This window comes from Pseudomonas fluorescens (assembly GCF_001648775.1).
Taxonomy (GTDB): domain Bacteria; phylum Pseudomonadota; class Gammaproteobacteria; order Pseudomonadales; family Pseudomonadaceae; genus Aquipseudomonas; species Aquipseudomonas fluorescens_M.
The window spans coordinates 434,143-459,365 of sequence record NZ_LVEJ01000001.1; the positions used below are offsets into that span (position 1 = coordinate 434,143).

General features: G+C 58.6%; 22 protein-coding genes. 1 reads left to right on the plus strand and 21 read right to left on the minus strand.

Annotated features, from left to right (window positions below; translation table 11 throughout):
• Positions 1–33: 33 nt before the first annotated feature.
• Positions 34–1,338 carry a glycosyltransferase gene (locus A8O26_RS02005; RefSeq protein ID WP_064116533.1) on the minus strand — a complete coding sequence of 435 codons (1,305 nt, stop codon included), beginning with the start codon at positions 1,336–1,338 and terminating at the stop codon, positions 34–36.
• Positions 1,338–2,909, minus strand: coding sequence for a glycosyltransferase (locus tag A8O26_RS02010; protein WP_064116534.1), 1,572 nt, complete (start codon positions 2,907–2,909; stop codon positions 1,338–1,340). The genes A8O26_RS02005 and A8O26_RS02010 overlap by 1 nt, the downstream gene beginning before the upstream one ends.
• Before the next feature lie 729 nt (positions 2,910–3,638).
• Between A8O26_RS02010 and A8O26_RS02015 the strand changes: the two genes are divergently transcribed.
• On the plus strand, positions 3,639–5,090 hold the full coding sequence (locus A8O26_RS02015; protein WP_081265142.1) for a glycosyltransferase family 4 protein: 1,452 nt from the start codon (positions 3,639–3,641) through the stop codon (positions 5,088–5,090).
• 84 nt (positions 5,091–5,174) lie between these two features.
• Here A8O26_RS02015 and A8O26_RS02020 read toward each other — a convergent pair whose 3' ends face one another.
• The 19 genes from A8O26_RS02020 to mnmG form a co-directional block, all read right to left on the minus strand.
• Positions 5,175–7,205, minus strand: a complete 2,031-nt coding sequence (locus A8O26_RS02020; RefSeq protein ID WP_064116535.1) for a pyridoxamine 5'-phosphate oxidase family protein — start codon at positions 7,203–7,205, stop codon at positions 5,175–5,177.
• 44 nt (positions 7,206–7,249) lie between these two features.
• Complete coding sequence (locus A8O26_RS02025; RefSeq protein ID WP_064116536.1) at positions 7,250–7,876, minus strand: glutathione S-transferase family protein; 627 nt, start codon at positions 7,874–7,876, stop codon at positions 7,250–7,252.
• Between the two features lie 105 nt (positions 7,877–7,981).
• Positions 7,982–8,908 carry a LysR family transcriptional regulator gene (locus tag A8O26_RS02030; RefSeq protein WP_064116537.1) on the minus strand — a complete coding sequence of 309 codons (927 nt, stop codon included), beginning with the start codon at positions 8,906–8,908 and terminating at the stop codon, positions 7,982–7,984.
• Between the two features lie 75 nt (positions 8,909–8,983).
• The gene (gene glmS / locus A8O26_RS02035) at positions 8,984–10,816 is read right to left on the minus strand and encodes a glutamine--fructose-6-phosphate transaminase (isomerizing) (protein ID WP_064116538.1); all 1,833 of its coding nucleotides are present in this window, start codon (positions 10,814–10,816) and stop codon (positions 8,984–8,986) included.
• 2 nt (positions 10,817–10,818) lie between these two features.
• Positions 10,819–11,595, minus strand: a complete 777-nt coding sequence (locus A8O26_RS02040; RefSeq protein WP_064116539.1) for a DeoR/GlpR family DNA-binding transcription regulator — start codon at positions 11,593–11,595, stop codon at positions 10,819–10,821.
• A 231-nt stretch (positions 11,596–11,826) separates the two neighbouring features.
• Positions 11,827–13,194 carry a bifunctional UDP-N-acetylglucosamine diphosphorylase/glucosamine-1-phosphate N-acetyltransferase GlmU gene (gene glmU / locus A8O26_RS02045; protein ID WP_064116540.1) on the minus strand — a complete coding sequence of 456 codons (1,368 nt, stop codon included), beginning with the start codon at positions 13,192–13,194 and terminating at the stop codon, positions 11,827–11,829.
• A 118-nt stretch (positions 13,195–13,312) separates the two neighbouring features.
• On the minus strand, positions 13,313–13,738 hold the full coding sequence (locus A8O26_RS02050; RefSeq protein ID WP_053125284.1) for a F0F1 ATP synthase subunit epsilon: 426 nt from the start codon (positions 13,736–13,738) through the stop codon (positions 13,313–13,315).
• Between the two features lie 45 nt (positions 13,739–13,783).
• On the minus strand, positions 13,784–15,163 hold the full coding sequence (gene atpD, locus A8O26_RS02055) for a F0F1 ATP synthase subunit beta (RefSeq protein WP_007911961.1): 1,380 nt from the start codon (positions 15,161–15,163) through the stop codon (positions 13,784–13,786).
• 27 nt (positions 15,164–15,190) lie between these two features.
• Entirely contained in the window at positions 15,191–16,051 is an 861-nt protein-coding gene (gene atpG, locus A8O26_RS02060) for a F0F1 ATP synthase subunit gamma (protein WP_008084419.1), read from the minus strand.
• A gap of 50 nt (positions 16,052–16,101) precedes the next feature.
• Positions 16,102–17,646 carry a F0F1 ATP synthase subunit alpha gene (gene atpA, locus A8O26_RS02065; protein WP_016984064.1) on the minus strand — a complete coding sequence of 515 codons (1,545 nt, stop codon included), beginning with the start codon at positions 17,644–17,646 and terminating at the stop codon, positions 16,102–16,104.
• Between the two features lie 21 nt (positions 17,647–17,667).
• Positions 17,668–18,204, minus strand: coding sequence for a F0F1 ATP synthase subunit delta (locus A8O26_RS02070; protein WP_007911956.1), 537 nt, complete (start codon positions 18,202–18,204; stop codon positions 17,668–17,670).
• Positions 18,205–18,216: 12 nt separating this feature from the next.
• A complete protein-coding gene (locus A8O26_RS02075; RefSeq protein ID WP_064116541.1) occupies positions 18,217–18,687 on the minus strand; it encodes a F0F1 ATP synthase subunit B in 471 nt (156 codons plus the stop codon).
• A 59-nt stretch (positions 18,688–18,746) separates the two neighbouring features.
• Entirely contained in the window at positions 18,747–19,004 is a 258-nt protein-coding gene (gene atpE, locus A8O26_RS02080) for a F0F1 ATP synthase subunit C (protein ID WP_003097235.1), read from the minus strand.
• A 133-nt stretch (positions 19,005–19,137) separates the two neighbouring features.
• Complete coding sequence (gene atpB / locus A8O26_RS02085) at positions 19,138–20,007, minus strand: F0F1 ATP synthase subunit A (protein WP_034152183.1); 870 nt, start codon at positions 20,005–20,007, stop codon at positions 19,138–19,140.
• 16 nt (positions 20,008–20,023) lie between these two features.
• On the minus strand, positions 20,024–20,431 hold the full coding sequence (locus tag A8O26_RS02090) for a F0F1 ATP synthase subunit I (RefSeq protein ID WP_064116542.1): 408 nt from the start codon (positions 20,429–20,431) through the stop codon (positions 20,024–20,026).
• A gap of 148 nt (positions 20,432–20,579) precedes the next feature.
• Positions 20,580–21,452 carry a ParB/RepB/Spo0J family partition protein gene (locus A8O26_RS02095; protein WP_064116543.1) on the minus strand — a complete coding sequence of 291 codons (873 nt, stop codon included), beginning with the start codon at positions 21,450–21,452 and terminating at the stop codon, positions 20,580–20,582.
• 9 nt (positions 21,453–21,461) lie between these two features.
• Positions 21,462–22,259 (minus strand): ParA family protein, encoded by a 798-nt coding sequence (locus tag A8O26_RS02100; RefSeq protein WP_003229787.1) that lies wholly within the window; start codon positions 22,257–22,259, stop codon positions 21,462–21,464.
• A gap of 18 nt (positions 22,260–22,277) precedes the next feature.
• Positions 22,278–22,922 (minus strand): 16S rRNA (guanine(527)-N(7))-methyltransferase RsmG, encoded by a 645-nt coding sequence (gene rsmG, locus A8O26_RS02105; protein WP_064116544.1) that lies wholly within the window; start codon positions 22,920–22,922, stop codon positions 22,278–22,280.
• Positions 22,919–24,817, minus strand: a complete 1,899-nt coding sequence (mnmG, locus tag A8O26_RS02110; protein WP_064116545.1) for a tRNA uridine-5-carboxymethylaminomethyl(34) synthesis enzyme MnmG — start codon at positions 24,815–24,817, stop codon at positions 22,919–22,921. Before mnmG ends, rsmG begins: the two co-directional genes overlap by 4 nt.
• Positions 24,818–25,223: the final 406 nt, after the last annotated feature.

A 25,223-nucleotide genomic window follows, 5' to 3' on the forward strand; every position in this document is an offset into this window, starting at 1 on the left:
GATGCCGTCCTGCGCGGGTGAGCAATGCGTCAATCATGTGCCGGTGGCCTCTACGGCCAGCACCGCTCGATGTTCGATCAATTGGGCGAGAAAATCGCGCAAGCGCTGTTCGGCCACAGCCTGACTGCAAAAAGCTTGCAGGCTGCTCACGGCCTGGGCTGACATTCGCGCATACGTGTGCGGATCATTTTTAGCCACCGCGTAACTGGCACGATAAGCCGCACATAACGACGCCCAGTCCGTCGCATAGCGCAACGTGCGAAAGGCCTTGCGCGGGTCGTGTGGCCACGCCGTGAGCTCGTCGGTGGACTTGATCAGGAAAGCGTTTTCCGCGCTCAGATAATCGACCATCGCCGTGGTTCGCGGGGCCACCGCCGGCTTGCCGCAGGACATGAACTCCATCAGCGGCAGGCACTGGCCTTCACCATAAGAGGTGTTCACCACGTAGCGGGTGGCCTGCACCAACCGTTCGTAGTCCGGATCGGCGAGGTAGCCGTGAATCAACACGATACGGCAGCGATACGACTGGTTTTTGTACAAGTGATGCAGGATGTCGCCGAGCGCTTCTTCGGCATCGAAGTGCGTGAGTTTCAGCACCAGCGTGGCGTCTTCAACGTCGCGAAAACTCACGCAGAACGCACTGAGCATGTCTTCCCAGTTCTTGCGACCGTCGCCTGGGTTGAACACCGAGGTGTACACCACACCGTCGAGCCATAGCGTCTGTTCGGTGACCGGCGCCGTGAAATCAATGCCCTCACCAGAGCGCAAATGCTCCGGCCCGAAGGCATTCAGATCGAGCTGACGACTGTCAGCGACCAGCCCTTTAATCGTCAACTTCAACGGCTCGGATGGCGTGCGGTTTTGCGCTTGCACGCCGCGAGCGGCAAAGCGATCCCAGACGGGCGCCGGGATGGCAATGATCGGGTAGTCGGCATCCATCGCCTCGCGCACGGCGTCGACCGTGTAGCTGGAATGGGTGATGGCTGCACCGCACGCCTGCAACACCGTGCGCCAGTCATTGCGCGGCTCATTGGCAAACGGTTCGTTGGGGATCGTGCTGAATTCCCAGGCAAACACCGGCAACGTCGGGCACGCCAGGTTCACCGGCGTGCGATGCGGCGGGGAAAACGACAGAAATACACAGGGCTCGCCACGGGCCAGGCACTCCAGATAGAGCACATCGACTTCTTTCTGCGGATCGGCCACCTCGACCACGCGCGCGATGCGTTCCAGTACCGGACGGTATTCCTTGAGCACGAAGTAATAGCTGTACTCGGAACGGCCCAGGTTTTGCGTGATGGTGTACTGGTTGGTTTCCGAATGAATGATGATCAGCATCAGGCGTTATCCATCACAGGTGTAGTCTGCGGAGCCTTGGCGGCCACCGCGAAAAAATCCGCCAGGCGCTTTTGCACCGGGGCAAACGCACAGTAATCATGCATGCGCGCGACGGCGGCGGCCGACATCTGTCGATAATCCTGTGGTTGCGCCGTGGCCATCCGGTAACTGTTTTCGTAGGCGTTTTTCAGCGATCCCCAATCCGGGCGGTAACGCAGGGTGCGGTAAATGATGCGGGTATCTTGCGGCCAAATAGTCAGCTCTTCGCTGGACTTGACCACGAATGCGACCGAGTCATCGATGTAATCTTCCATCGCCGTGTGGTCCGGGGCGATCACCGGTTTGCCGCTGGACATGAACTCCATCAACGGCAGGCACAGGCCTTCGCAGCGAGAAGCGTTGACGTAAAAACTGGCGGCCTTGTACAGCCCGGCGTATTGCGCATCGTCGAGGTAACCGTGCAGCACTACCACGCGGCAGGCGAACGGGGTCAGTTGTGCAAGCAACGTCATCAGCTCGGTGTAATAAGCGGCCAGATCGTTCTGCGTAATCTTCAGCACCAGCGTCGCGTCTGGCGTCTCGCGAAAGGCCCAGCAGAACGCGGTAATCAGGTGATGCCAGTTCTTGCGGCCGTCCTTGGGGTTGAACACCGAGACATACACCACGCCATCAACGCGGGTTTCGACCACCCCTGAGGTGTCCGGCAAATCAAGTGCCGGCGGTTCGACGACAGGGACCGGCTGCGGCCCGCAGATGGCCGGCAGGCGCTGTTCGAGCCAATTGTGCAGAGGCTCCGGGACTCGATCGCGAAGTCCTTCCCAGTACCCGTTCTGCAGGAATTTTACCCGCGGCACCGGCTCCTCCAGCTCCCGTCCAAGATCGAGCGCCCACAGACGCAAGTAATGCCGGGCGATGACGAATCGGCGTTTGAGCGTTAGCGGTGGCGGCCGCGCCGCCTCGATTGCAGCCGCCAGTGCAGCCTCTTCTTCCGCCGTCAGGGGCGTTGGAATCAGTGCATCGGCAGACAGGCCGAGCTCGCGACTGTCGAAAATGCAGCCCTTGATCGCCAGCGTGGCCCCCGGGTTGATCGGCGCAGGAACGTGTTGCTGACGAATCGCCGAGAAGTTTTCCCACAGCGGTGTCGGCAATACCAACACCGGGAAATCCTCACCCATGGCCCGGCGGATCGCCCGCGCGGTGTGGCTCGACAGGGTGATGACCCGTCCCTGGCGGGCGAGCATTTGTGTCCAGTCCTGGCGTGGATCGTTGTCCCACTGCTCATCGGGAATCGAATCGAATTCCCAGGCCACCACGCAAATCGTCGGGCACTGGAGATCGAGCGGGGTTTTCTGTGGTGGAGCAAACGAAAGGAAAACACACTCTTCGCCGGCAGCGAGCAGTTTTCGATAGAGGGGATCGACGTCGGCGGTGGACGCTACGACGTGCACACGCCCAAGGCTTTCCAGCACCGGCCGATAGGCCTTGAGCACAAAGTAGTAACTGTATTCAGGACGACCGAGACTCTGGCTGATGGAGTTGTCGTTGACGTCGGAGTAAAGAATGAAATTCATGGCACCCCACGCTGAAGCTGCCATCCCGGCAACCTCATGCTGTAACGAGCTGGTATTGGATCGGTCCGGAACTACCGGCACGCGTCCTTCATCAGGCACGTCTTCGTTCTTGTTTTAGTGGTCAGTTTCACCCTCAGTCGCCACCCCGTATCAACGCTCGGGATTTCGCGACGAGGGGCATTCTAAACACATCCGTCGAGTGTTCGTGAACCGTCCGGCGAGAATAAATCCGTCTACGCTGACGAGAACTGACCGGTCACGGTGTGCACTGTTGAAATTGTCGTGCAATTGGCACAGATTGGTCGCAAACAAATACAACAACTGTTTCGCCTGTTCTCTGACAGACCTTGTTTCTCGGTCTGACAGAGCTTTCCGACAAGCCTGTGGGAAGTGGCGAAAGTAAAAGGCCAAGGGGTCGCTGTTGAAAAATTGCCTGTTCATCACGGGTCTCAGTGGATTCGTGGAACACCCTCTCCACACACATCAGCGGCACGCCGTTTTCAGTCGGCACCGGCTGCATGCCGCATCGACGTGCGACCGCGCAACGGCGAGCCGCCTCGAGTGGCCATCACCCTTTGCCGGCTCGTGCACCACCCTCCTCGCAACACGTCCAGCCCTCGGCCGGGAAGAGCGTTACTGGCTCGCATCCGCTGCGCCAGCCGTAGGCACCCGCACTGCCCGGACATCGACAACCCGCAGCGCTGAATCGGCAATCACGGAGCGTGCCCCATGACTCGACTGCTGGTGGAATGCACCCATGTTTTCAACCACCCGAAACTCAATTCAGGGATTCAGCGGGTAGTCCGCAACGTCGTCAATAAATTGCCCTCAAGCACCGACGGTATCGAGTGCCTGCCAGTGGTCTTGCTCAATGGCCAGCTCTATCGGGTGCTGCGTCTGGCGCCTCTGAATACGCCGGTATTCAATGCCCTCGCGACCTTCGGCGAGCGACTCGAGCGCCTGGGCCATCGATGCTGGCAATGGCATCAGCGACGCGACGCCAAATGCCAGTCGAAACTGGCGCGGCGGCTGCTGTACGTCGGCTATCGGGCGTTTTCATTCGCAGCCTTTGGGGCACCGTTGCGGGTTTTGCGGCGCATAAGCCGCTTTCAACTGCTCAAGCGCTGCACGCCATTGCAACACCAGCCGGACGATCAACTGGTGCTGCTCGACTCCTCCTGGCATTCGGATTTTTTCCTCCATGCCGAACAACTCAAGCGCGAAGGCGTCGGGATCATTGCCGTGATCTACGACCTGATTCCGCTGACCCACCCGCATTTCTATGAAACGCGGCCAGCACAGGTGTTCCGCGAATGGTTCGACTGGATCTCGCGTACTGCCGACGGTTTCATGGCCATTTCCGCCACCGTACGTGATGAAGTACGTGAGGAACTGCAACGGCGGATCGGCACCGAACAGAGCGAAAAACGCTGGTTCGACTTTTTCCATCTGGGCTCGGAACTGGATCTGCGCAGCTCGGACGCAACAGTGGATCCCGCCCTGCAAACAATGTTCGAAGCGCCGGGACCGGTGTTCCTGATGGTCAGCACCATCGAACCTCGCAAGAACCACGCCTATCTGCTCGACGCCTTCGAACGCGCCTGGGCGAGCGGCTCCAAGGCAAGGCTGTGTATCGCCGGGCATATCGGCTGGAAGTGTGACGAGCTGATTGCACGCGTACGCAACCACCCTGAGTTCAACCAGCGCCTGTTCATGTTCAACCACTTGAGCGACACCAGCCTGGAGCATGCGTACGCCCATGCCAGTTCGCTGGTGTTCCCGTCTTTCGTCGAAGGTTTTGGCCTGCCGCTGGTGGAGGCGATGCAACGTGGCTTGCCGGCCATGGGCAGCGACATCGCGGTGTTCAGGGAAATCGGCAGCGACTTCATGGTTTACTTTGATTTGCGCGATCCGCACAGCCTCACTGAGCTGATCAACGCGTTCGAACAAAGCGGCCAGTTTCCGGCCAGTCGCGATGTTCGCGACTGGCGCTGGATCAATTGGAGCGAAGCCAGTCTGCAACTGGTCGAGCGCAGCGCGCGTCACGTTCTGCAGGGGTCGGCGACACCCTCCAGCGAGATCATCGAAGCCAGCAGCGAGCCGGTCAATTCATTGCCGTTGAAAACTGAATACTCAATACCTCGCACAGCGGTCTCGGTGACCACATCACCGCACTGGTGAGCACAGAAACCCCTGCGCCGCCCGGCGCAGGGTTACTGATGTCGCCAAAGGTCCGCGATGGTTAACGCGTGCGCACATTCATTCTTATAGATCCAGCACCAGCGGCTGCGCACTCTGTGCCGGCACCGCACAACAAATCAGTACGTGCCCCGCTTCGGGAACCTCGGCCGGCGGCTGTGGATAATTCACCGCACCACTGACCAGCCGAGTCTTGCAGGTACCGCACGATCCACCCCGGCAACTGAATTCCGGACGCAATCCACGACTTTCCGCCAATTCCAGCAGGCTGCCGCCATCCGGTTGCCAACGGGCTTCCTTGGCCGAGCGTTCGAACACCACGGGGACGGATGTCGTCGCTGCGGGCGGTTGCTCGATGACGATTGCGTCAGCATCTCGCTGGCGTTTGAGCGTCGAGGGGCCGAAGGTTTCCGCGTGAATCCGGGCATCGCGCACGTCCAGCTCACGCAGGCTGTCATACACACCTTGGGTAAAACCGCCGGGGCCACACAGGACAAAGTCGATTTGATCGTAATCCTCAACCTCAAGCAGATCGCGCAACAACGCACAGTCGATACGCCCATGCCGATCAAAATCTGCGTCCAGTTCAGCATCGGCTTCCGGCTGGCTGAGCAAACGCAGCACCCGCACGGCGTCACCCGCTTTCGCCAGTAAATGATCGAGTTCTTTGCGAAACGGCTGGTCAGCCAGACTGCGTGAACTCTGCAGCAACCACGTTTGGCGAATGCCGCGCGTCCGCAGGCCTTGGTAAACCACTTCGCGCAGCATCGACAGCAATGGCGTGATACCGACGCCCGCCGCCAACAACACCAACGGCCGGCGCTCCAGCGGCGCTACCGTGAAATGCCCCTGTGGCGCCCGCGCCTCCAGCACATCGCCGACGCGGATCTGTTCATGCAGGTGCGACGAAATCAGGCCTTCGCGCTTCACACTGATCCGGTAGAAACCATCCGATGGCGCGCTCGAAAGGCTGTAGGTGCGGATGTGCACCTCACCGTCGAGGGTGAACCGCAACGGCAGATGCTGGCCGGCAAGAAACACCGGCAAACCGGCGCCATCGGCTGGCTCCAGATAGATCGAGCGGATGCTGCGGCTTTCCGCTTCGATCTTCGCCACCCGCAATGGCCGCCATTGATTGCCCAGCGCCTGCGCCTGCAAACGCGCATCCGCTTCGGCCCAGTTGCCCGTCAACAGACTGGTTGGTGACATGCCGTCGAAGCGCCAACGTAATGCCAAAGCTGCCGGGCGCCGCACCAGTTTCTCCACCTCAAAGGTCCACAGCCGCTCCGCACCCTGGAAGGCCTCGATCTGCGGATCGTCGAGCAGAATCTCGGTGCGCCCGCTGAGTTGCAGCAGATCGCCTGTGGAAAAGTCGATGAACAGCAAGCCGGCCTTGGGATTGAGCAGCAGATTGCCGAGGGTGTTGAAATGCAGATTGCCGGCGAAATCGGGGATGGTCAGACGATTGCCTTCCACCCGAACGAAACCGGCCTGGCCACCCCGATGGGAAACATCCACCGCGCGTTGGCCATCGACGTCGACATAACTGGCGACGAAAAACGTGTCAGCGCCAGCGATCAGCGCTGTGGCTGCGTCATCGAGAACGTCCAGAGATTGCGCCGGGCGCGTCTGAGGGTCGGTCAGTGGCACGCGTTGAAACTGGCGCAACTGAATGTATTGCGGACAGTTGCCGAAGGCCTGGTCCACGCTGACATCGAACCCTTGCGCCGACAGATTACCGACATGGCCGTTGAGGCGATTGCGCCGACGGGTGTGCAGTTCGATGCCGAGCAAACCGATCGGCTCGCCATCACGCAGTTGCGCCGGATCATCGGCAGCAGGTTGGCTGGCGAACTGCAGATGCTCTGGATCAGGCGAATGGGCAAACCCCGGCGCGCCTTCGAGCACACTGGCCCACGGCCGCCCCTGCGCATCGACGGCGCCGTACAGCATGAAAGGCAATTGCTGATAGAACTCACGGTGCTGGTCCGGCATCCAGGTGCGAATGACCTTTCGCCCGAAGGCCTCCATGCGTTCGGCAACACCGACATGGGCCTGCAATTGCTGTTCGCCAGCGTGCCACGGTGAACGTTCCATCACGACCTCTCCCCTGCACCGTCGGCACAGTGTGGATTGCGAAATCAGGCGGTGGTTTGCAGACCGGCGACCGTGCGCGGCATGCCGACGAAACCGGGCAGGGCTTCAACCCGTGCCAGCCAGGCGCGGACGTTGCCGTAGTCGTCGAGCGACACGTTGCCTTCCGGTGCGTGGGCGATATAACTGTAGGCGGAAACGTCGGCAATGCTCGGTTCGGCGCCGGCCAGAAACGGCGTTTTGCCCAATTCGGCGTCCATCACCTTGAGCAGGTTGTGCGCACGGGTAATCGCTTCTTCAGCATTCAGTTGGGCACCAAACACCGTGACCAGGCGCGCAGCGGCAGGCCCGAAAGCAATCGGCCCGGCAGCGGCCGACAACCAGCGCTGCACACGTGCCGCACCGACAGGATCAGTTGGCAGCCAGCGACCGTGGCCGTATTTCTGCGCCAGATACACCAGAATTGCGTTGGAGTCAGCAAGCACCACGCCGCCGTCGTCAATCGCCGGCACCTGGCCAAAACTGTTGATCGCGAGGTACGCCGGCTGCTTGTGCTCACCCTTGGCCAGATCGATGAAGATCAACTCGGTCGGTAGTTGCAGCAGGGACAGCATCAGCTCGACGCGATGAGCATGGCCGGAACGCGGGAAGTTGTAGAGTTTAATCGCTTGCATGGTCGACTCCGCTGGACAGAGGCGCCGCTGCGGGGATGAGCGCGCCGATGGAGGCCATCTTCCCCTTAACGCGAAAAGAACAGAATCACCAGCAAGCGCAATCGATTATTTCATCTCGTGCAATAACGAAGGATTTTTCAATGAAGGATGCTCACGCAAAGCGTTTACTGCGAAATCGACAAAACTGCGAATCCGCGCCGGGGCCTTGCGCCCGCCCTGATACACGACATGAATCGGCAGCGGCGGCAGCTCGAATTCAGCGAGGACGATTTCCAGTTCCCCGGCAGCCACCTTGCTCGCCACTTGATAGGACAACACCCGGGTCAAACCCAGGCCCTTGCAAGCGGCCGTGATCGCAGCCTGATTGGCGGTAACGGTCAGACGCGGCTCGGGACGCACACTCAGCGGTTCGCCATCGTCGAGAAATGGCCAGGTGCGTTGCTGGCCAATCGCTGACGTCGCCACCACGGGCGCTCCCGCCAATGCCTGGGGATGAGCCGGTCGACCATGATTGGCAAAGTATTCAGGCGAGCCGCAAATAACCCGACGCACCTCACCCACGCGAATCGCATGCTGACTGCTGTCAGGCAGATCACCGATGCGCACCGCGACATCGATGCCCTCCTCAACCATGTTGACGATCCGATCAACCAGTAGGGCGTTGATCGTGACATCCGGATACTGCGCGAGATAACCCGCCATCACCGGCGTCACAAACAAATCACCGAACAACACCGGCGCTGTCACCGTCAGTTGCCCACGCGGCTCGGCATGACTGCCCGCCGCCGAATCCTCGGCTTCCTGCACCTCGGCGAGAATCCGCCGACAATCTTCCAGATAACGCTGCCCGGCTTCGCTCAAATGCACGCTGCGCGTAGTACGAACCAGCAACTGCGTGCCGATGCGCAACTCCAGCGCCGCCACCGCCCGCGTGACGCTGGCCGCTGACAAACCCAGACGCCGCGCGGCTGAGGAGAAGCCTTGCTCCTGAGCAACGGTGGTGAAGATGTGCATTTCCTGGAAGCGGTCCATGGTGCCCCTCAAGTCAGATACGAAAATCGCAGCCGAAGCTGCGATTTTGTTGTGTCGATATCAGCTGTGGATAACTTATTCCACCGTCACCGACTTCGCCAGGTTACGCGGCTGATCCACATCCGTGCCCTTGAGCACCGCCACGTAGTACGACAGCAACTGCAGCGGGATCGTGTAGAGGATCGGCGAGAGGATGTCGTGGATGTGCGGCATTTGCACCACGTGGGTGCCTTCGCCGTTGGTCATCCCGGCTTTCTCGTCGGCGAACACGATGAGTTCGCCGCCACGGGCGCGGACTTCCTGCAGGTTGGATTTGAGCTTTTCCAGCAGTTCGTTGTTTGGCGCGACGGTGACCACCGGCATGTCGTTATCCACAAGCGCCAGCGGGCCGTGTTTCAGCTCGCCGGCCGGGTAGGCTTCGGCGTGGATGTAGGAGATTTCCTTGAGTTTCAGGGCGCCTTCCATCGCCACTGGGAATTGCGCACCGCGACCGAGGAACAGGGTGTGGTTCTTCTCGGCGAACAGCTCGGCGATTTTTTCCACGGTGCTGTCCATCGCCAACGCTTCGCCCAAACGGGTTGGCAGGCGACGCAGCTCTTCGACCAGACGCGCTTCAACGCCGTCGGCCAAGGTGCCGCGCACCTGGCCCAGCGACAGCGTCAGCAGCAACAGGCCGACCAATTGCGTGGTGAACGCTTTGGTCGAGGCGACGCCGATTTCGCGGCCGGCCTGGGTCAGCAGGGTCAGATCGGATTCGCGCACCAGCGAACTGATGCCGACGTTGCAGATCGCTAGGCTGGCCAAGAAGCCCAGCTCTTTGGCGTTGCGCAGGGCAGCCAAGGTGTCAGCGGTTTCGCCGGATTGCGAGATAGTCACGAACAGCGTGTCCGGCTGCACCACCACTTTACGGTAGCGGAATTCGCTGGCGACTTCGACCTGGCACGGGATGCCGGCCAGTTCTTCGAGCCAGTAACGCGCAACCATACCCGCGTGATAGCTGGTGCCGCAGGCGACGATCTGCACGTTGCGCACTTTGGCGAACAGCTCGGCAGCTTGCGGGCCGAACGCTTGCACCAGCACCTGATCGTTGCTCAGGCGACCTTCGAGGGTGCGCTGGACTACGGCGGGTTGCTCGTGGATTTCCTTGAGCATGTAGTGGCGGAATTCACCTTTGTCGGCGGCTTCGGCACCGTCGCTGTACTGCACGGTCTGGCGCTCGACGGCATTGCCGTTGATGTCCCAGATCTGCACGTTATCGCGGCGAATTTCGGCGATATCGCCTTCTTCCAGGTACATGAAGCGGTCGGTGACCTGACGCAGCGCCAACTGGTCAGACGCGAGGAAGTTCTCGCCCAGACCCAGACCAATCACCAACGGACTGCCACTGCGCGCGGCGACCAGACGATCCGGCTGCTTGGCATTGATCACGGCCAGGCCGTATGCACCGTGCAGTTCCTTGACCGTCGCTTTAAGCGCAACGCTGAGGTCAGGCTGATCCTTGAGTTTGTGGTTGAGCAGGTGAGCGATAACTTCGGTGTCGGTGTCCGACGTAAACACGTAACCCAGCGCTTTCAGTTGTTCACGCAAGGCTTCGTGGTTTTCGATGATGCCGTTGTGCACCACCGCGATGTCGCCGGAGAAATGTGGGTGGGCGTTACGCTCGCACGGTGCGCCGTGAGTCGCCCAACGGGTGTGGGCAATGCCGAGACGGCCCACCAGCGGGTGTTCGGCCAGCGCCGCTTCGAGCTCGCTGACTTTACCCGGGCGACGCATGCGCTCGAGGGTTTCGTCGTTGGTGAAGACCGCGACACCGGCGCTGTCATAGCCGCGGTATTCAAGGCGCTTGAGGCCTTCGAGCAGGATGGCGGTGATATTACGTTCAGCAACTGCGCCGACAATTCCACACATGCTTATTTCTCCTGACTGACAGCCGCGCAAATCACGGTGATACCGCGGGCTTGAATCTGATCGCGTGCATCGATAGGCAGGCGATCATCGGTAATTAGGGTATGGACACTGCTCCACGGCAGCTCCAGGTTGGGAATCTTGCGGCCGATCTTGTCGGCTTCGACCATGACGATGACTTCCCGCGCCACTTCCGCCATGACCCGGCTCAAACCGAGCAATTCATTGAAAGTCGTCGTGCCGCGCACCAGATCGATACCGTCGGCACCAATGAACAACTGGTCGAAGTCGTAAGAGCGTAGTACTTGCTCGGCGACCTGGCCCTGAAAGGATTCCGAATGCGGATCCCAGGTGCCACCGGTCATCAGCAGCACCGGTTCGTGTTCGAGTTCGCTGAGGGCGTTGGCGACGTGCAGGGAATTGGTCATCACCACCAGGCCCGGCTGTTGGCCAAGCTCAGGAATCATTGCGGCGGTGGTGCTGCCACTGTCGATGATGATCCGCGCATGTTCACGGATGCGTTTCACCGCCGCGCGGGCGATGGCCTGTTTGTATTTGGAAACGCTCTGCGCGGTTTCCGCGACCAGTTCCTGAGGCATGGTGATCGCCCCGCCATAGCGGCGCAGCAACAGGCCATGACTTTCCAGCGCGGCCAGATCCTTGCGAATCGTAACTTCGGAGGTTTCGAAGCGCTTGGCCAGTTCATCCACACTGACTTCACCCTGCTCATTGAGCAAGGCGAGGATGTTGTGGCGGCGTTGCGGCGTATTGCGTTTCGACATGGCGACTTAAGTTTCGATTCGAAAGATAACGGAAGCAATCAAAACCTATCGGATCTCAATCGTCAAGCGGCAGTCAGACTATTTTGAAAACGACACAAACAAAAATGTGGGAGCGAGCTTGCTCGCGAAGGCATCGTGTCAGTCAACATCAATATTGAATGATCTACCGCATTCGCGAGCAAGCTCGCTCCCACATTGGATTTTCGTCGCTAAAAAGAAACTGTGGATAACTCAGCTCTTCTTGATTTTTTCCGGCCGCTTCCAGCCATCAATATTTTTCTGCCGTGCACGGCCGACGGCCAACTGCGCGTTATCCACATTCTGCGTAATCGTCGAACCGGCCGCCGTGGTCGCACCGTCAGAGATATCCACAGGCGCCACCAACGAATTATTGGAGCCAATGAACACATCGGCACCCAACACGGTTTTCCACTTGTTGGCGCCGTCGTAGTTGCAGGTGATGGTACCGGCGCCGACGTTGGTGCGCGCACCGATTTCGGCATCGCCCAGATAGGTCAGGTGTCCGGCCTTGGCGCCCTCGCCCATGTGCGCGTTCTTCAACTCAACAAAGTTACCCACATGCGCGCGTGCATCGAGCACGGTCCCCGGACGCAGACGCGCGAACGGGCCGGCATCACTGCCCTCGCCCAGGACGGCGCCTTCGATATGACTGTTGGCCTTGATCACCACGCCTTTGCGCAGGGTGCTGTCCTTGATCACGCAGTTCGGGCCGATGACCACGTCGTCTTCGATAACCACGTTTCCTTCAAGAATCACGTTGATGTCGATCAGCACGTCGCGGCCAACGGTCACTTCGCCACGCACGTCGAAGCGTGCCGGATCACGCAGGGTCACGCCTTGCGCCATCAAACGACGGCCGGCCCGCAACTGGTAATGACGCTCCAGTTCCGACAGCTGCTTGCGATCATTGGCGCCCTGCACTTCCATTGGGTCATGCGGTTGCTCGGTGGCGACGAGCAGGCCATCGCTGACAGCCATCTCGATCACGTCGGTCAGGTAGTACTCGCCTTGGGCATTGTTGTTGGACAGGCGACTCATCCAGTCGGCCAGACGATTGGCCGGCACAGCGAGGATGCCGGTGTTGCCTTCGGTGATCGCACGTTGTGCTTCGCTGGCGTCTTTGTGTTCAACGATCGCGGCCACCTTGCCGTCAGCGTCACGCACGATGCGGCCATAGCCGGTCGGGTCGTTCAGCTCGACGGTGAGCAAACCCATTTGCCCCGGCACGACGTGCTTGAGCAGGCGTTGCAAAGTTTCGACTTCAATCAGCGGCACGTCCCCGTAGAGGATCAACACGGTGTCGGCAGTGATGAACGGCACCGCTTGAGCAGTGGCATGACCGGTGCCCAGTTGCTTGTCCTGCAGGACGAAATTCAGATCATCAGCGGCCAGGCGTTCACGCACTACGTCGGCGCCATGGCCGATCACCACATGAATGCGTTGCGGCGCAAGTTGCCGGGCGCTGTGGATAACATGGCCCAGCATGGAATCGCCGGCAATCGGATGCAGCACTTTCGGCAGCGCCGAACGCATACGGGTGCCTTGACCGGCCGCGAGGATAACGATTTCAAGAGACATGACTGGCTACCAATCCTGGGTGGTCAGCAACTGCGACCGGGTTTCGGGAATTCGGAAAAGAAAAAAGGGTAGCCGAGGCTACCCTTTTTTATCAATCGCACAACAAGCGGCTGACGGATTAACCGCCAAACTTCTTGCGGATCTGCTGGACGGTGCGCAGCTGAGCTGCAGCCTCGGCCAGACGTGCTGACGCAGCGCTGTAGTCGAAATCAGCGCCTTTTTCATGCAGAGCATGCTCGGCAGCCTTGAGAGCTGCTTGAGCCTGAGCTTCATCCAGGTCGGCGGCACGTTGCACGGTATCGGCAAGCACTTTGACCATGTTCGGCTGAACCTCGAGGAAACCACCGGAGATGTAGAACACCTCGGCTTCCCCGCCTTGCTTGATCAGGCGGATCGGACCTGGCTTCAGATTAGTGATCAGCGGCGCGTGACCCAGAGCGATACCAAGATCACCCAGTGCACCGTGCGCAATCACCATCTCGACCAGGCCGGAAAAGATTTCCCCTTCCGCGCTGACGATATCGCAATGGACTGTCATAGCCATCTGATTGCCTCAACCTAAATTAGCGCCCGTTGCCGGGCGCCGGGATTACAGTTTCTTGGCTTTCTCGATCGCTTCTTCGATGCCGCCAACCATGTAGAACGCTTGTTCTGGCAGGTGGTCGTAGTCACCGTTGAGGATGCCTTTGAAGCCAGCAATGGTGTCTTTCAGGGAAACGTATTTACCCGATGCACCGGTGAAGACTTCAGCCACGAAGAACGGCTGCGACAAGAAGCGCTGGATCTTACGAGCACGGTTTACCAACTGCTTGTCGGCTTCCGACAGCTCGTCCATACCCAGGATCGCGATGATGTCCTTCAGCTCTTTGTAACGTTGCAGAACGTACTGAACGCCGCGAGCGGTGTCGTAGTGGTCCTGGCCGATTACGTTCGGGTCCAGCTGGCGCGAAGTCGAATCCAGTGGATCTACTGCTGGGTAGATACCCAGGGAAGCGATGTCACGGGACAGAACGACGGTGGCGTCCAAGTGGGCGAAGGTGGTCGCTGGCGACGGGTCGGTCAAGTCGTCCGCAGGTACGTATACCGCTTGGATCGAAGTGATCGAACCTTCCTTGGTCGAAGTGATACGTTCTTGCAGAACGCCCATCTCTTCAGCCAGGGTCGGCTGGTAACCTACTGCCGAAGGCATACGGCCCAGCAGTGCGGATACTTCAGTACCGGCCAGGGTGTAACGATAGATGTTGTCGACGAACAACAGAACGTCGTTACCTTCGTCACGGAACTTCTCGGCCATGGTCAGGCCGGTCAGTGCTACGCGCAGACGGTTACCCGGCGGCTCGTTCATCTGACCGTAAACCAGTGCCACTTTGTCCAGAACGTTGGAGTCCTTCATCTCGTGGTAGAAGTCGTTACCCTCACGAGTACGCTCACCCACACCGGCGAACACGGAATAACCGCTGTGCTCGATGGCGATGTTACGGATCAGTTCCATCATGTTTACGGTTTTGCCTACACCGGCACCACCGAACAGACCGACTTTACCGCCTTTGGCAAACGGGCAAACCAGGTCGATAACCTTGATGCCGGTTTCCAGCAGGTCGTTGCCGCCTGCCTGTTCAGCGAACGAAGGCGCTGGACGGTGAATGCCCCAACGCTCTTCGGTGTCGATCGGGCCAGCTTCGTCGATCGGGTTACCGAGGACGTCCATGATCCGGCCCAGGGTCGCTTTACCGACCGGTACGGAGATGGCTGCGCCAGAATCGGTAACTTCCAGACCGCGCTTCAAGCCCTCGGTGGAACCCATCGCAATGGTGCGAACCACGCCGTCGCCCAGCTGTTGCTGAACTTCCAGAGTGGTTTCAGCCGCGCTCACTACTTTCAGCGCGTTGTAGATGCTCGGTACGCTGTCGCGTGGAAATTCCACGTCGATAACGGCGCCGATGATTTGAACGATACGTCCGCTACTCATAGCTGGATCCTCTGAATATTTGAACCGTTAAACCGCGGCAGCGCCGCCGACGATTTCCGAGATCTCTTGGGTGATCGCAGCCTGACGCGCCTTGTTGTAGATCAGCTGCAAATCGCTGATCAAATCACCGGCGTTGTCGGTAGCGTTCTTCATCGCGATCATCCGCGCAGCTTGTTCAGCCGCGTTGTTCTCGACCACCGCCTGGTAGACCTGCGACTCAACGTAGCGGACCATCAAGCCGTCAAGCAGCTCTTTGGCATCCGGTTCGTAGAGATAGTCCCAGTGGTGCTTGAGATCCTGATCCGGGGTGGCCACCAGTGGAATCAACTGCTCCACGGTAGGCTGTTGCGTCATGGTGTTGATGAACTTGTTGGACACCACGGACAGGCGGTCAATACGGCCGTCCAGGTAGGCATCCAGCATCACCTTGACGCTGCCGATCAAGTCATTGATCGACGGCTCTTCACCCAGGTGGCTGATAGCTGCAACGACGTTACCGCCGAAGTTGCGGAAAAAGGCCGCACCCTTGCTACCAACGACACACAGATCAATCTCGACGCCGTTTTCGCGGTTTACCGCCATGTCCTTGACCAGGGCCTTGAACAGGTTGGTATTCAAGCCGCCGCACAGACCACGGTCACTGCTCACCACAACATAACCAACGCGCTTGATAGCGCGGTCGATCATGAACGGGTGGCGGTATTCCGGGTTGGCGTTGGCCAGATGCCCAATAACCTGGCGGATACGCTCCGCATAAGGACGGCTAGCAGCCATGCGCATTTGTGCCTTGCGCATTTTGCTGACCGCCACTTTTTCCATGGCGCTGGTAATCTTTTGCGTGCTTTTGATGCTCGCAATCTTACTGCGAATCTCTTTTGCGCCTGCCATGTAACACCTATCAGGTTAGCAAGCGGGAGCCTCGCGGCTCCCGCTGCGGCTTACCAGGTTTGGGTGGCCTTGAACTTCTCGATACCGGCTTTCATGCCAGCGTCGATTTCGTCATTGAAGTCACCTTTAACGTTGATCTTGGCCATCAAATCGGCGTGATCGCGGTTGAAGAAAGCGATCAGCGCTTGTTCGAAGCTGCCGATCTTGGCGATTTCAATGTCAGTCAGGAACCCACGCTCAGCGGCATACAGCGACAGCGCCATGTCAGCGATCGACATTGGTGCGTATTGCTTCTGCTTCATCAGCTCGGTAACGCGCTGACCATGCTCAAGTTGCTTACGGGTCGCTTCGTCCAGGTCAGAAGCGAACTGGGCGAATGCCGCCAGTTCACGGTACTGAGCCAGAGCGGTACGGATACCACCGGACAGCTTCTTGATGATCTTGGTCTGAGCGGCACCACCCACACGGGATACCGAAACACCGGCGTTCACTGCAGGGCGGATGCCCGAGTTGAACATGGCCGATTCCAGGAAGATCTGACCGTCGGTGATGGAAATCACGTTGGTCGGAACGAACGCGGAAACGTCGCCAGCCTGGGTTTCGATGATCGGCAGTGCGGTCAGGGAACCGGTTTTGCCGGTCACTGCGCCGTTGGTGAACTTCTCTACGTATTCTTCCGAAACGCGGGATGCGCGCTCCAGCAGACGGGAGTGGAGATAGAACACGTCGCCTGGGTAAGCTTCACGGCCTGGTGGACGGCGCAGCAGCAGGGAAATCTGGCGGTAAGCCACTGCTTGCTTGGACAGATCGTCATAAACGATCAGCGCGTCTTCACCGCGGTCGCGGAAGAATTCACCCATGGTGCAACCGGAGTACGGTGCCAGGAATTGCAGCGCAGGAGATTCCGAAGCACTGGCAGCCACGATGATCGTGTTGGCCAGGGCGCCGTTTTCTTCCAGCTTGCGAACCACGTTGGCGATGGTCGATTGTTTCTGACCGATGGCTACGTAGACGCAGAAAATGCCGCTGTCTTTCTGGTTGATGATCGCGTCGATCGCCAGAGCGGTTTTACCGATCTGACGGTCACCGATGATCAGCTCACGCTGGCCACGGCCGACAGGGATCATGGCATCGACAGCCTTGTAGCCAGTCTGTACAGGCTGGTCTACCGACTTACGCCAGATCACGCCCGGAGCAACTTTCTCGACCGCGTCGGTCTCGGTGTTGCCCAGTGGACCTTTGCCGTCAACAGGGTTACCCAGTGCGTCGACTACGCGACCCAGCAGTTCCTTACCAACAGGAACTTCGAGGATGCGGCCAGTGCACTTGGCGCTCATGCCTTCAGCCAGAGACTGGTAAGCGCCCAGTACAACGGCACCTACGGAGTCTTGCTCCAGGTTGAGGGCCATACCGTAGACGCCGCCCGGAAACTCGATCATCTCGCCGTACATTACGTCGGCCAGACCGTGAATCCGCACGATGCCGTCAGATACGCTGACGACAGTGCCTTCGTTACGGGCTTGGGAGGTCACATCGAGCTTGTCGATGCGGCCCTTGATAATTTCACTTATTTCGGAAGGATTGAGTTGCTGCATTGCTCTGCTGCCCCTTCAAACTCAAGATTTCAATGCTTCGGCAAGTTTCGCGATTTTGCCGCGAATCGAGCCATCGATAACCAGGTCGCCGGCGCGGATAACGACACCACCTATAAGGGCAGCATCCTCCGCAACTTGCAGGCGCACTTCCCGGTTGAGTCGTGCACTGAGAACCTTGGCGAGTTTGTCTTGCTGTTCTTGGTTCAATGCAAAAGCACTGGTCACTTCAACGTCTACCGACTTCTCTTGTTCGGCCTTGTACAGGTCGAAAAGAGCGGCAATCTCCGGCAGAAGCGGGAGACGGTCGTTTTCGGCAACGACGTTGATGAAGTTCTGTGCCTTGGCATCAAACTTGTCGCCGCACACGTCAATAAACGTGGCGGCCTTTTCTGCGCTCGTCAGTCGCGGGGCCTTGAGCACGCGCTGCATGGTGTCGTCTTGCGACACCGCTGCAGCCAGGCCGAGCATGGCTGACCAATTGGCCAGTTGCTGGTGGGCCTGAGCGTGCTCGAAGGCCGCCTTAGCGTAAGGTCGGGCCAACGTGGTCAGTTCTGCCATGATCGCCCTCGCTTAGATTTCAGCAGCCAGTTGGTTAACCAGCTCTGCGTGCGCGTTTTGATCGATTGTGGCACCCAGGATCTTCTCGGCGCCGCCGACAGCCAGCATGCCCACTTGGGCGCGCAGCTTGTCTTTGACACTGTTCAGTTCCTGTTCGATCTCGGCTTGAGCCTGAACCTTCACACGGTCAGCATCGACACGGGCCTTTTCAACGGCCTCTTCGACAATCTGGTTACCGCGTTTCTTGGCTTGCTCGATGATTTCAGCTGCCTGAGCTTTCGCTTCGCGCAGTTGCTGACCCGCTTTTTCTTGGGCCAACTCCAGGTCGCGAGCTGCACGGCTGGCAGCGTCCAGACCATCAGCGATCTTCTTTTGACGTTCGTGCAGAGCAGCGATGACCGGAGGCCATACATACTTCATGCAGAACAGTACAAAAATCAGGAACGCAACGGACTGGCCAATCAGGGTCGCATTAATGTTCACGCCAACACCTCGCAGTTACGTTGTCCATCACATCAAATTACTCGGAAGAATCCGGGTAATTAGCCAGCGATCTGACCAACGAACGGGTTCGCAAAGGTGAAGAACAGAGCGATACCAACACCGATCATGGTTACGGCGTCGAGCAGACCGGCAACGATGAACATTTTAACTTGCAGCATTGGAACCATTTCTGGCTGACGCGCTGCGCCTTCCAGGAACTTGCCGCCCAGCAGGCCGAAACCAATTGCGGTACCCAGTGCGCCCAGGCCGATCAACAGTGCAACAGCGATAGCGGTTAGACCAACTACAGTTTCCATCTTTCCTCCCGACTTTTACGTCGTATGGTTTAGGTTTTTTAGATTAAAGCGGTAAAACAAATCGTTTCAGGTGCCCTGTGAAGAGCCCCTTCCCGTTTGACCGGGAAGGACATCAGACTAGTCGAGACTGGTCTTAATGGTTTTCTTCGTGCGCCATCGACAGGTAGACGATGGTCAGCATCATGAAGATGAACGCCTGCAGGGTGATGATCAGGATGTGGAACACAGCCCACGCCCACTGCAGAACAACGCCCAGGCCGCTCAGCCAGAGCAGGCCGCTGCCGAACATCACAGCGATCAGAATGAACACCAGCTCGCCGGCATACATGTTGCCGAACAGACGCAGAGCCAGAGAGATCGGCTTGGCGATCAGGGTCACGAATTCCAGCAGGAAGTTCACCGGGATCAGCAGGGCTTGAACGAAGATGTTCTTGCTGCCGAACGGGTGCAGGGTCAGCTCGCCGATGAAGCCGCCGAGACCCTTGACCTTGATGCTATAGAAAATGATCAGTGCGAAAACCGAGAACGCCATGCCCAGAGTCGCGTTCGGGTCGGTCGTCGACACGGCACGGAACGGGATGTGGTGGTCGCCGGTGATCAGGATGGCCAGCTGAGGAATCCAGTCGACCGGTACCAGGTCGACGGCGTTCATCAGGAACACCCAGACGAAGATGGTCAGTGCCAGCGGTGCGATCACCGGGCTACGGCCATGGAAGCTGTCTTTCACGCTGCCATCGACGAATTCGACCAATACTTCAACGAAGTTCTGCAAAGCACCCGGCTGACCCGAAGTTGCCTTCTTTGCCGCCATGCGGAAAAGAAGAACGAAGATCAGACCCAGCGCGACCGACCAGCCGAGGGTATCGACGTGGAAAGCCCAGAAGCCCATTTCTTTGGCTTCTGCTGCGGTATGGGCAAAGCCCCAGCCGCCGTTAGGTAGCTGACCGAAGGTCAGGTTCTGCAAGTGGTGCTGGATATAGCCCGAAGCGGTTGTTTCTGCCATGGTTGCCTCAAACGCCCTAAGGTCTCGAAAGTCTTGTTCTCATCAGCAGGGGAGCGAACCAGCTGACCGACTGAGTCAGCACGAACACGCCGAATACTGCTACCGGCGCCAGTGGCTTCACACCTGCAAACACCAGCGCAAAAAGCACTGCCGTCAAAATCAGTTTGCCTGCCTCGCCGGCATAAAAAGACCGGACGATGGACTGGGCTGCTCGGGCGCCGGAAAACCGAAATGCCTTGTGAGCGAAATAAACATTGGGCAGCAAGGCTATCAGGCCTCCGCAAAGTCCCGAGTATCCGGCAACGACTCCATGCCACTGCCAGAGCGCCAAAGCGGCAATGAGCAAAATGACAAATTGAGCCATCAACACCGGAAAAACCGCCAGGCGATGGAACGGCAGGCGGTTTGGCTTGCGGGTTTCCATCACTATTGCTCTCCAATGGTCGGCTGCCAGAATTCAATAACTTGGCATAATTTGTGCCGACAAAATGCGCGCAGAGTATAGGGGCGGTTCTGCCCCTATTCAACTGTCAGGTAGTGATTTCCGACTGCGCGCTACATGAGGAAATGTTTCAGCGGATGTGTGCGAGCACACCTTGAAGCTCATCGAGGGAGTTGTAACCGATCACCAACTGACCCTTTCCCTTCTTGCCGTGGCGAATCTGCACCGCAGAGCCTAGGCGCTCGGCCAGGCGCTGTTCGAGACGAGCGATATCCGGGTCGGGTTTGGTCGCTTCTACAGGCTCCGGTTTGCCACTCAGCCACTGACGAACCAGTGCCTCAGTTTGGCGCACGGTGAGACCGCGTGCGACAACATGTCGCGCCCCTTCAACCTGCTGATTGTCCGGCAGACCGAGCAAAGCACGGGCATGACCCATTTCCAGGTCGCCGTGGGACAGCATGGTTTTGATGACTTCAGGCAGAGCAATCAAGCGCAACAGGTTGGCCACCGTGACGCGGGACTTGCCCACCGCCTCGGCAACCTGCTGTTGAGTCAGCTGGAATTCCTGCTGCAAACGCTGCAAGGCCACCGCTTCTTCGATCGGGTTGAGGTCTTCGCGCTGGATGTTCTCGATCAGCGCAATGGCGATCGCGGTTTCATCCGGTACATCACGGACCATCGCCGGGATGGTTTCCTGCCCGGCCTGCTGGCTCGCGCGCCAGCGGCGTTCACCGGCGATGATTTCAAAGCGGCCACCGCCAATCGGGCGCACCACGATCGGCTGCATCACGCCCTGCGCCTTGATCGACAACGCCAGTTCTTCCAGCGCCTGCGGATCCATGTCCCGGCGCGGCTGGTATTTGCCACGCTGCAGCAGATCCAGCGGCAGGTGTTGCAACTCACGGGTGTCAGCCTGCGCGGCCTGTTCTTCCAGCGCGCTGACGGTCGGACCACTCAGCAGTGCATCCAGTCCACGTCCGAGACCTCGTTTCTTGACGGCCATGGGGATTCCTTAAGTTGGCTGAGCGGCAGCAATGCGTGAATTTTTGCGTTGACGGCGAACCATCTCCCCCGCCAAAGCCAGATAGGCCAGCGCGCCACGCGATTGCTTGTCGTAGGCCAGTGCCGGCATACCGTAACTCGGCGCTTCGGCCAGGCGGATGTTGCGCGGGATCACCGTGTCGTACAGCTGCTCGCCGAAGTGTTCCTTGAGCTGCGCCGAAACGTCGTTCATCAGGCTCAGGCGCGGGTCGTACATCGTGCGCAGCAAACCTTCGACTTTCAGGTTCGGATTCAGCAGTTCGGCGATGCGCTTGATGTTATCCACAAGGTCGCTCAGACCTTCGAGCGCAAAGTACTCGCACTGCATGGGGATAATTACCCCGTCAGCGGCGACGAGTGCATTCAGAGTGAGCATCGACAGCGACGGCGGGCAGTCGATCAAAATGTAATCGTAGTTTTCACGGATCGGCGCCAGCGCGCTGCGCAGACGGCTTTCCTTCATCTGCATTTCCAGCAGCACCACTTCAGCCGCCGTCAGATCGCGGTTGGCCGGCAGCAGTTGATAACCGCCGTGCTCGGAATAGTGCATGGCCTGGGCCAGATCGCATTCGCCGATCAGCAGGTCGTAGACCGAGTTTTCCAGGCCGTGTTTATCCACACCGCTACCCATGGTGGCGTTGCCCTGTGGATCGAGATCGATCAACAGCACCCGGCGCTTGGTCGCGACCAGGGATGCTGCGAGGTTGATGCAGGTGGTGGTCTTGCCCACACCACCCTTCTGGTTCGCTATCGCGAATACCTTAGCCATTCTTGCTTGTGTTCCCAATCATGCCGTGCGGCGCAGTATCAGCAGATGGCGTTGGCCTTGGCAACCGGGTACGGCCAGGGCGTGTTCGCTATCGAGTTTGAAGTCTGCCGGCAATGCTACCAGCTCATCGGCCGGATGAACGCCCTTCATTGCCAGCCAGCGTGTATCGGCGTCGCCGAGGTGGCGAGTCCAGTTGGTGAAGTTCTCCATGCTGCTGAACGCCCGGGAAATGATCCCGTTGAACGGCTGCGCAGGCTGGAAGGCTTCGACACGACTGTGGATAACTTGCAGGTTATCCAGTTTGAGCTCGAGTTTGACCTGAGTCAGGAAGCGGGTTTTCTTGCCGTTGCTGTCCAGACAGGTCACTTGCGAGTCCGGGTACAGGATCGCCAACGGAATCCCTGGCATGCCGCCGCCGCTGCCGACGTCGAGCCAGCGGCCGTTTTCGATGAACGACATCACGCTGAGACTATCGAGCAAGTGCCGCGAAACCATTTCGTCCGGATCGCGCACAGCGGTCAGGTTGTAGGCCTGGTTCCATTTGATCAACAGGGCCAGATAACCCAGCAACAATTCGTGCTGGGTTTCAGTGAGATGGACACCGAGCTCGCGGGCTCCTGTGGATAACTCTTCGGCGTGTTGCGAAGTGACCTTAGAACTCAAGCGCTTTGCTCCAACTGACGGCCCGCGCCGCGTTTTTTCAAATGAATCATCAACAGCGAAATCGCTGCCGGGGTCACGCCCGGGATCCGCGAAGCCTGGCCCAGCGTCTCTGGACGAGTCGCGCCGAGCTTGCTCTGGATCTCCTTGGAGAGACCGGAAATGTTGGTGTAATCGATATCCACAGGCAATTTCGTGTCTTCACTGGCGCGCAGACGGGCGATTTCGTCCTGTTGACGGTCGATGTAACCGGCGTATTTGGTCTTGATTTCAACCTGCTCGGCGACCTGTGGATCTTCGGCGCCGTTGCCGGTCACTTCGACCAGACCAGCGTAGTCGATTTCCGGACGGCTCAAGAGGTTGAGCAAGTTGTATTCGTGAGTCAGCGGTGTGCCGAATTTCTCGGCAATCGCATCGCCCTGCTGCGTCTTCGGGCGAACCCAAGTGCTTTTCAGGCGCTGCTCTTCGAGTTCGATGCTTTCGCGCTTCTTGCAGAAGGCCGCCCAACGCGCGTCATCGACCAGGCCGAGCTCGCGACCTTTTTCGGTCAGACGCAGGTCGGCGTTGTCTTCACGCAGGATCAGGCGGTACTCGGCACGGGAAGTGAACATGCGGTACGGCTCTTGGGTGCCGAGGGTGATCAGGTCGTCGACCAATACACCGATGTACGCTTCATCGCGACGCGGGCACCAGGCTTCTTTGCCCTTGGCGCGCAGTGCGGCGTTGGCGCCCGCGAGCAAACCTTGAGCGCCGGCTTCTTCGTAACCGGTGGTGCCGTTGATTTGCCCGGCGAAGAACAGACCGCCGATGACTTTGGTTTCCAGGCTGTACTTCAGGTCGCGCGGATCGAAGTAGTCGTACTCGATCGCATAACCCGGACGCACGATGTGCGCGTTTTCCATGCCGCGAATCGATTGCACGATCTGCAATTGCACGTCGAACGGCAAGCTTGTGGATATCCCGTTCGGATACAGCTCATGGGTGGTCAAACCTTCCGGTTCGATAAACACCTGATGGCTTTCCTTGTCGGCAAAGCGGTGGATCTTGTCTTCGATCGACGGGCAATAGCGCGGGCCGATGCCTTCGATTTCACCGGCAGCGGAATACATCGGCGAACGATCGAGGTTCGCGGCAATGATTTCGTGGGTGCGGGCGTTGGTGTGAGTAATCCAGCAGCTGACCTGGCGTGGATGTTGTTCTTTGTTGCCCATGAACGACATCACCGGGATCGGTGTATCGCCCGGCTGCTCGGTCATCACCGAGAAATCCACAGACTTGCCGTCGATGCGTGGCGGGGTACCGGTTTTCAGGCGACCGACACGCAGTGGCATTTCACGCAGACGGTGAGCCAGGGCGATCGACGGCGGATCACCGGCACGGCCGCCGGAAAAATTCTGCAAACCGATGTGGATAAGTCCGCCGAGGAACGTACCGGTGGTCAACACCACGGAATCGGCGAAGAACCGCAGACCCATTTGCGTGACAACACCACGGACTTGTTCCTGCTCGACGATCAGGTCGTCAGCGGCTTGTTGAAATATCCACAGGTTGGGCTGGTTTTCCAGGATTTCGCGGACAGCGGCTTTGTACAGAATCCGGTCAGCTTGCGCACGGGTCGCCCGTACGGCCGGGCCTTTGCGGCTGTTCAACACGCGAAACTGGATGCCGCCCAAGTCGGTAGCTGTGGCCATCGCGCCGCCGAGGGCATCGATTTCCTTGACCAGATGGCTTTTGCCAATCCCACCGATGGCCGGGTTGCAACTCATGGCACCGAGGGTTTCCACGTTATGCGTCAGCAACAGGGTTTTTGCCCCCATACGTGCTGAGGCCAGTGCTGCCTCGGTACCGGCATGACCGCCGCCGATGACGATCACTTCAAAACGGGAAGGGAAATCCACCACGCACCTCGTGCCTGCTTAAGTAGGTAATTCAGGAATAGTTTGAGATCAGGTTTCTGGACCTGGTCGACAAGTATAGGGACTTCGCCCTTCCTAAAGAACCCTTTGCACAAAATTTAACCAGCTGTGGAGAACTCGAGGTTAAAAGAATAAAAAAGAGAGAAATTTATAAAACCTTTGTTTTTATGTTTATTCTTACTGAGCCACATTTCTGTGGATAGATCGCTACAGGCCTTTATATTCAATGTGTACAGAGTTTCAAAAGCCTGTGCTCATGTGCCAATGAGGCCCTTGGATAACCGGTCTAAGCCTGTGGATGAAAGGGATGGTTATCCACAAGGGGGGTTATATCCAGTTTTGAAGCCCTGTTATCAACCGACCTCAATGGCAGTTATTCACAGGGCTT

Excerpts from the sequence above, each read along its gene's own strand:
- atpD (WP_007911961.1), bottom strand. The coding sequence starts at position 15,163 with ATGAGTAGCGGACGTATCGTTCAAATCATCGGCGCCGTTATCGACGTG.
- A8O26_RS02070 (WP_007911956.1), bottom strand. The coding sequence starts at position 18,204 with ATGGCAGAACTGACCACGTTGGCCCGACCTTACGCTAAGGCGGCCTTC.
- atpA (WP_016984064.1), bottom strand. The coding sequence starts at position 17,646 with ATGCAGCAACTCAATCCTTCCGAAATAAGTGAAATTATCAAGGGCCGC.
- A8O26_RS02100 (WP_003229787.1), bottom strand. The coding sequence starts at position 22,259 with ATGGCTAAGGTATTCGCGATAGCGAACCAGAAGGGTGGTGTGGGCAAG.
- atpG (WP_008084419.1), bottom strand. The coding sequence starts at position 16,051 with ATGGCAGGCGCAAAAGAGATTCGCAGTAAGATTGCGAGCATCAAAAGC.
- atpE (WP_003097235.1), bottom strand. The coding sequence starts at position 19,004 with ATGGAAACTGTAGTTGGTCTAACCGCTATCGCTGTTGCACTGTTGATC.
- A8O26_RS02095 (WP_064116543.1), bottom strand. The coding sequence starts at position 21,452 with ATGGCCGTCAAGAAACGAGGTCTCGGACGTGGACTGGATGCACTGCTG.
- A8O26_RS02030 (WP_064116537.1), bottom strand. The coding sequence starts at position 8,908 with ATGGACCGCTTCCAGGAAATGCACATCTTCACCACCGTTGCTCAGGAG.
- A8O26_RS02020 (WP_064116535.1), bottom strand. The coding sequence starts at position 7,205 with ATGGAACGTTCACCGTGGCACGCTGGCGAACAGCAATTGCAGGCCCAT.
- A8O26_RS02050 (WP_053125284.1), bottom strand. The coding sequence starts at position 13,738 with ATGGCTATGACAGTCCATTGCGATATCGTCAGCGCGGAAGGGGAAATC.
- A8O26_RS02005 (WP_064116533.1), bottom strand. The coding sequence starts at position 1,338 with ATGCTGATCATCATTCATTCGGAAACCAACCAGTACACCATCACGCAA.
- A8O26_RS02025 (WP_064116536.1), bottom strand. The coding sequence starts at position 7,876 with ATGCAAGCGATTAAACTCTACAACTTCCCGCGTTCCGGCCATGCTCAT.
- A8O26_RS02015 (WP_081265142.1), top strand. The coding sequence starts at position 3,639 with ATGACTCGACTGCTGGTGGAATGCACCCATGTTTTCAACCACCCGAAA.
- A8O26_RS02040 (WP_064116539.1), bottom strand. The coding sequence starts at position 11,595 with ATGTCGAAACGCAATACGCCGCAACGCCGCCACAACATCCTCGCCTTG.
- A8O26_RS02010 (WP_064116534.1), bottom strand. The coding sequence starts at position 2,909 with ATGAATTTCATTCTTTACTCCGACGTCAACGACAACTCCATCAGCCAG.
- glmS (WP_064116538.1), bottom strand. The coding sequence starts at position 10,816 with ATGTGTGGAATTGTCGGCGCAGTTGCTGAACGTAATATCACCGCCATC.
- A8O26_RS02090 (WP_064116542.1), bottom strand. The coding sequence starts at position 20,431 with ATGGAAACCCGCAAGCCAAACCGCCTGCCGTTCCATCGCCTGGCGGTT.
- glmU (WP_064116540.1), bottom strand. The coding sequence starts at position 13,194 with ATGTCTCTTGAAATCGTTATCCTCGCGGCCGGTCAAGGCACCCGTATG.
- atpB (WP_034152183.1), bottom strand. The coding sequence starts at position 20,007 with ATGGCAGAAACAACCGCTTCGGGCTATATCCAGCACCACTTGCAGAAC.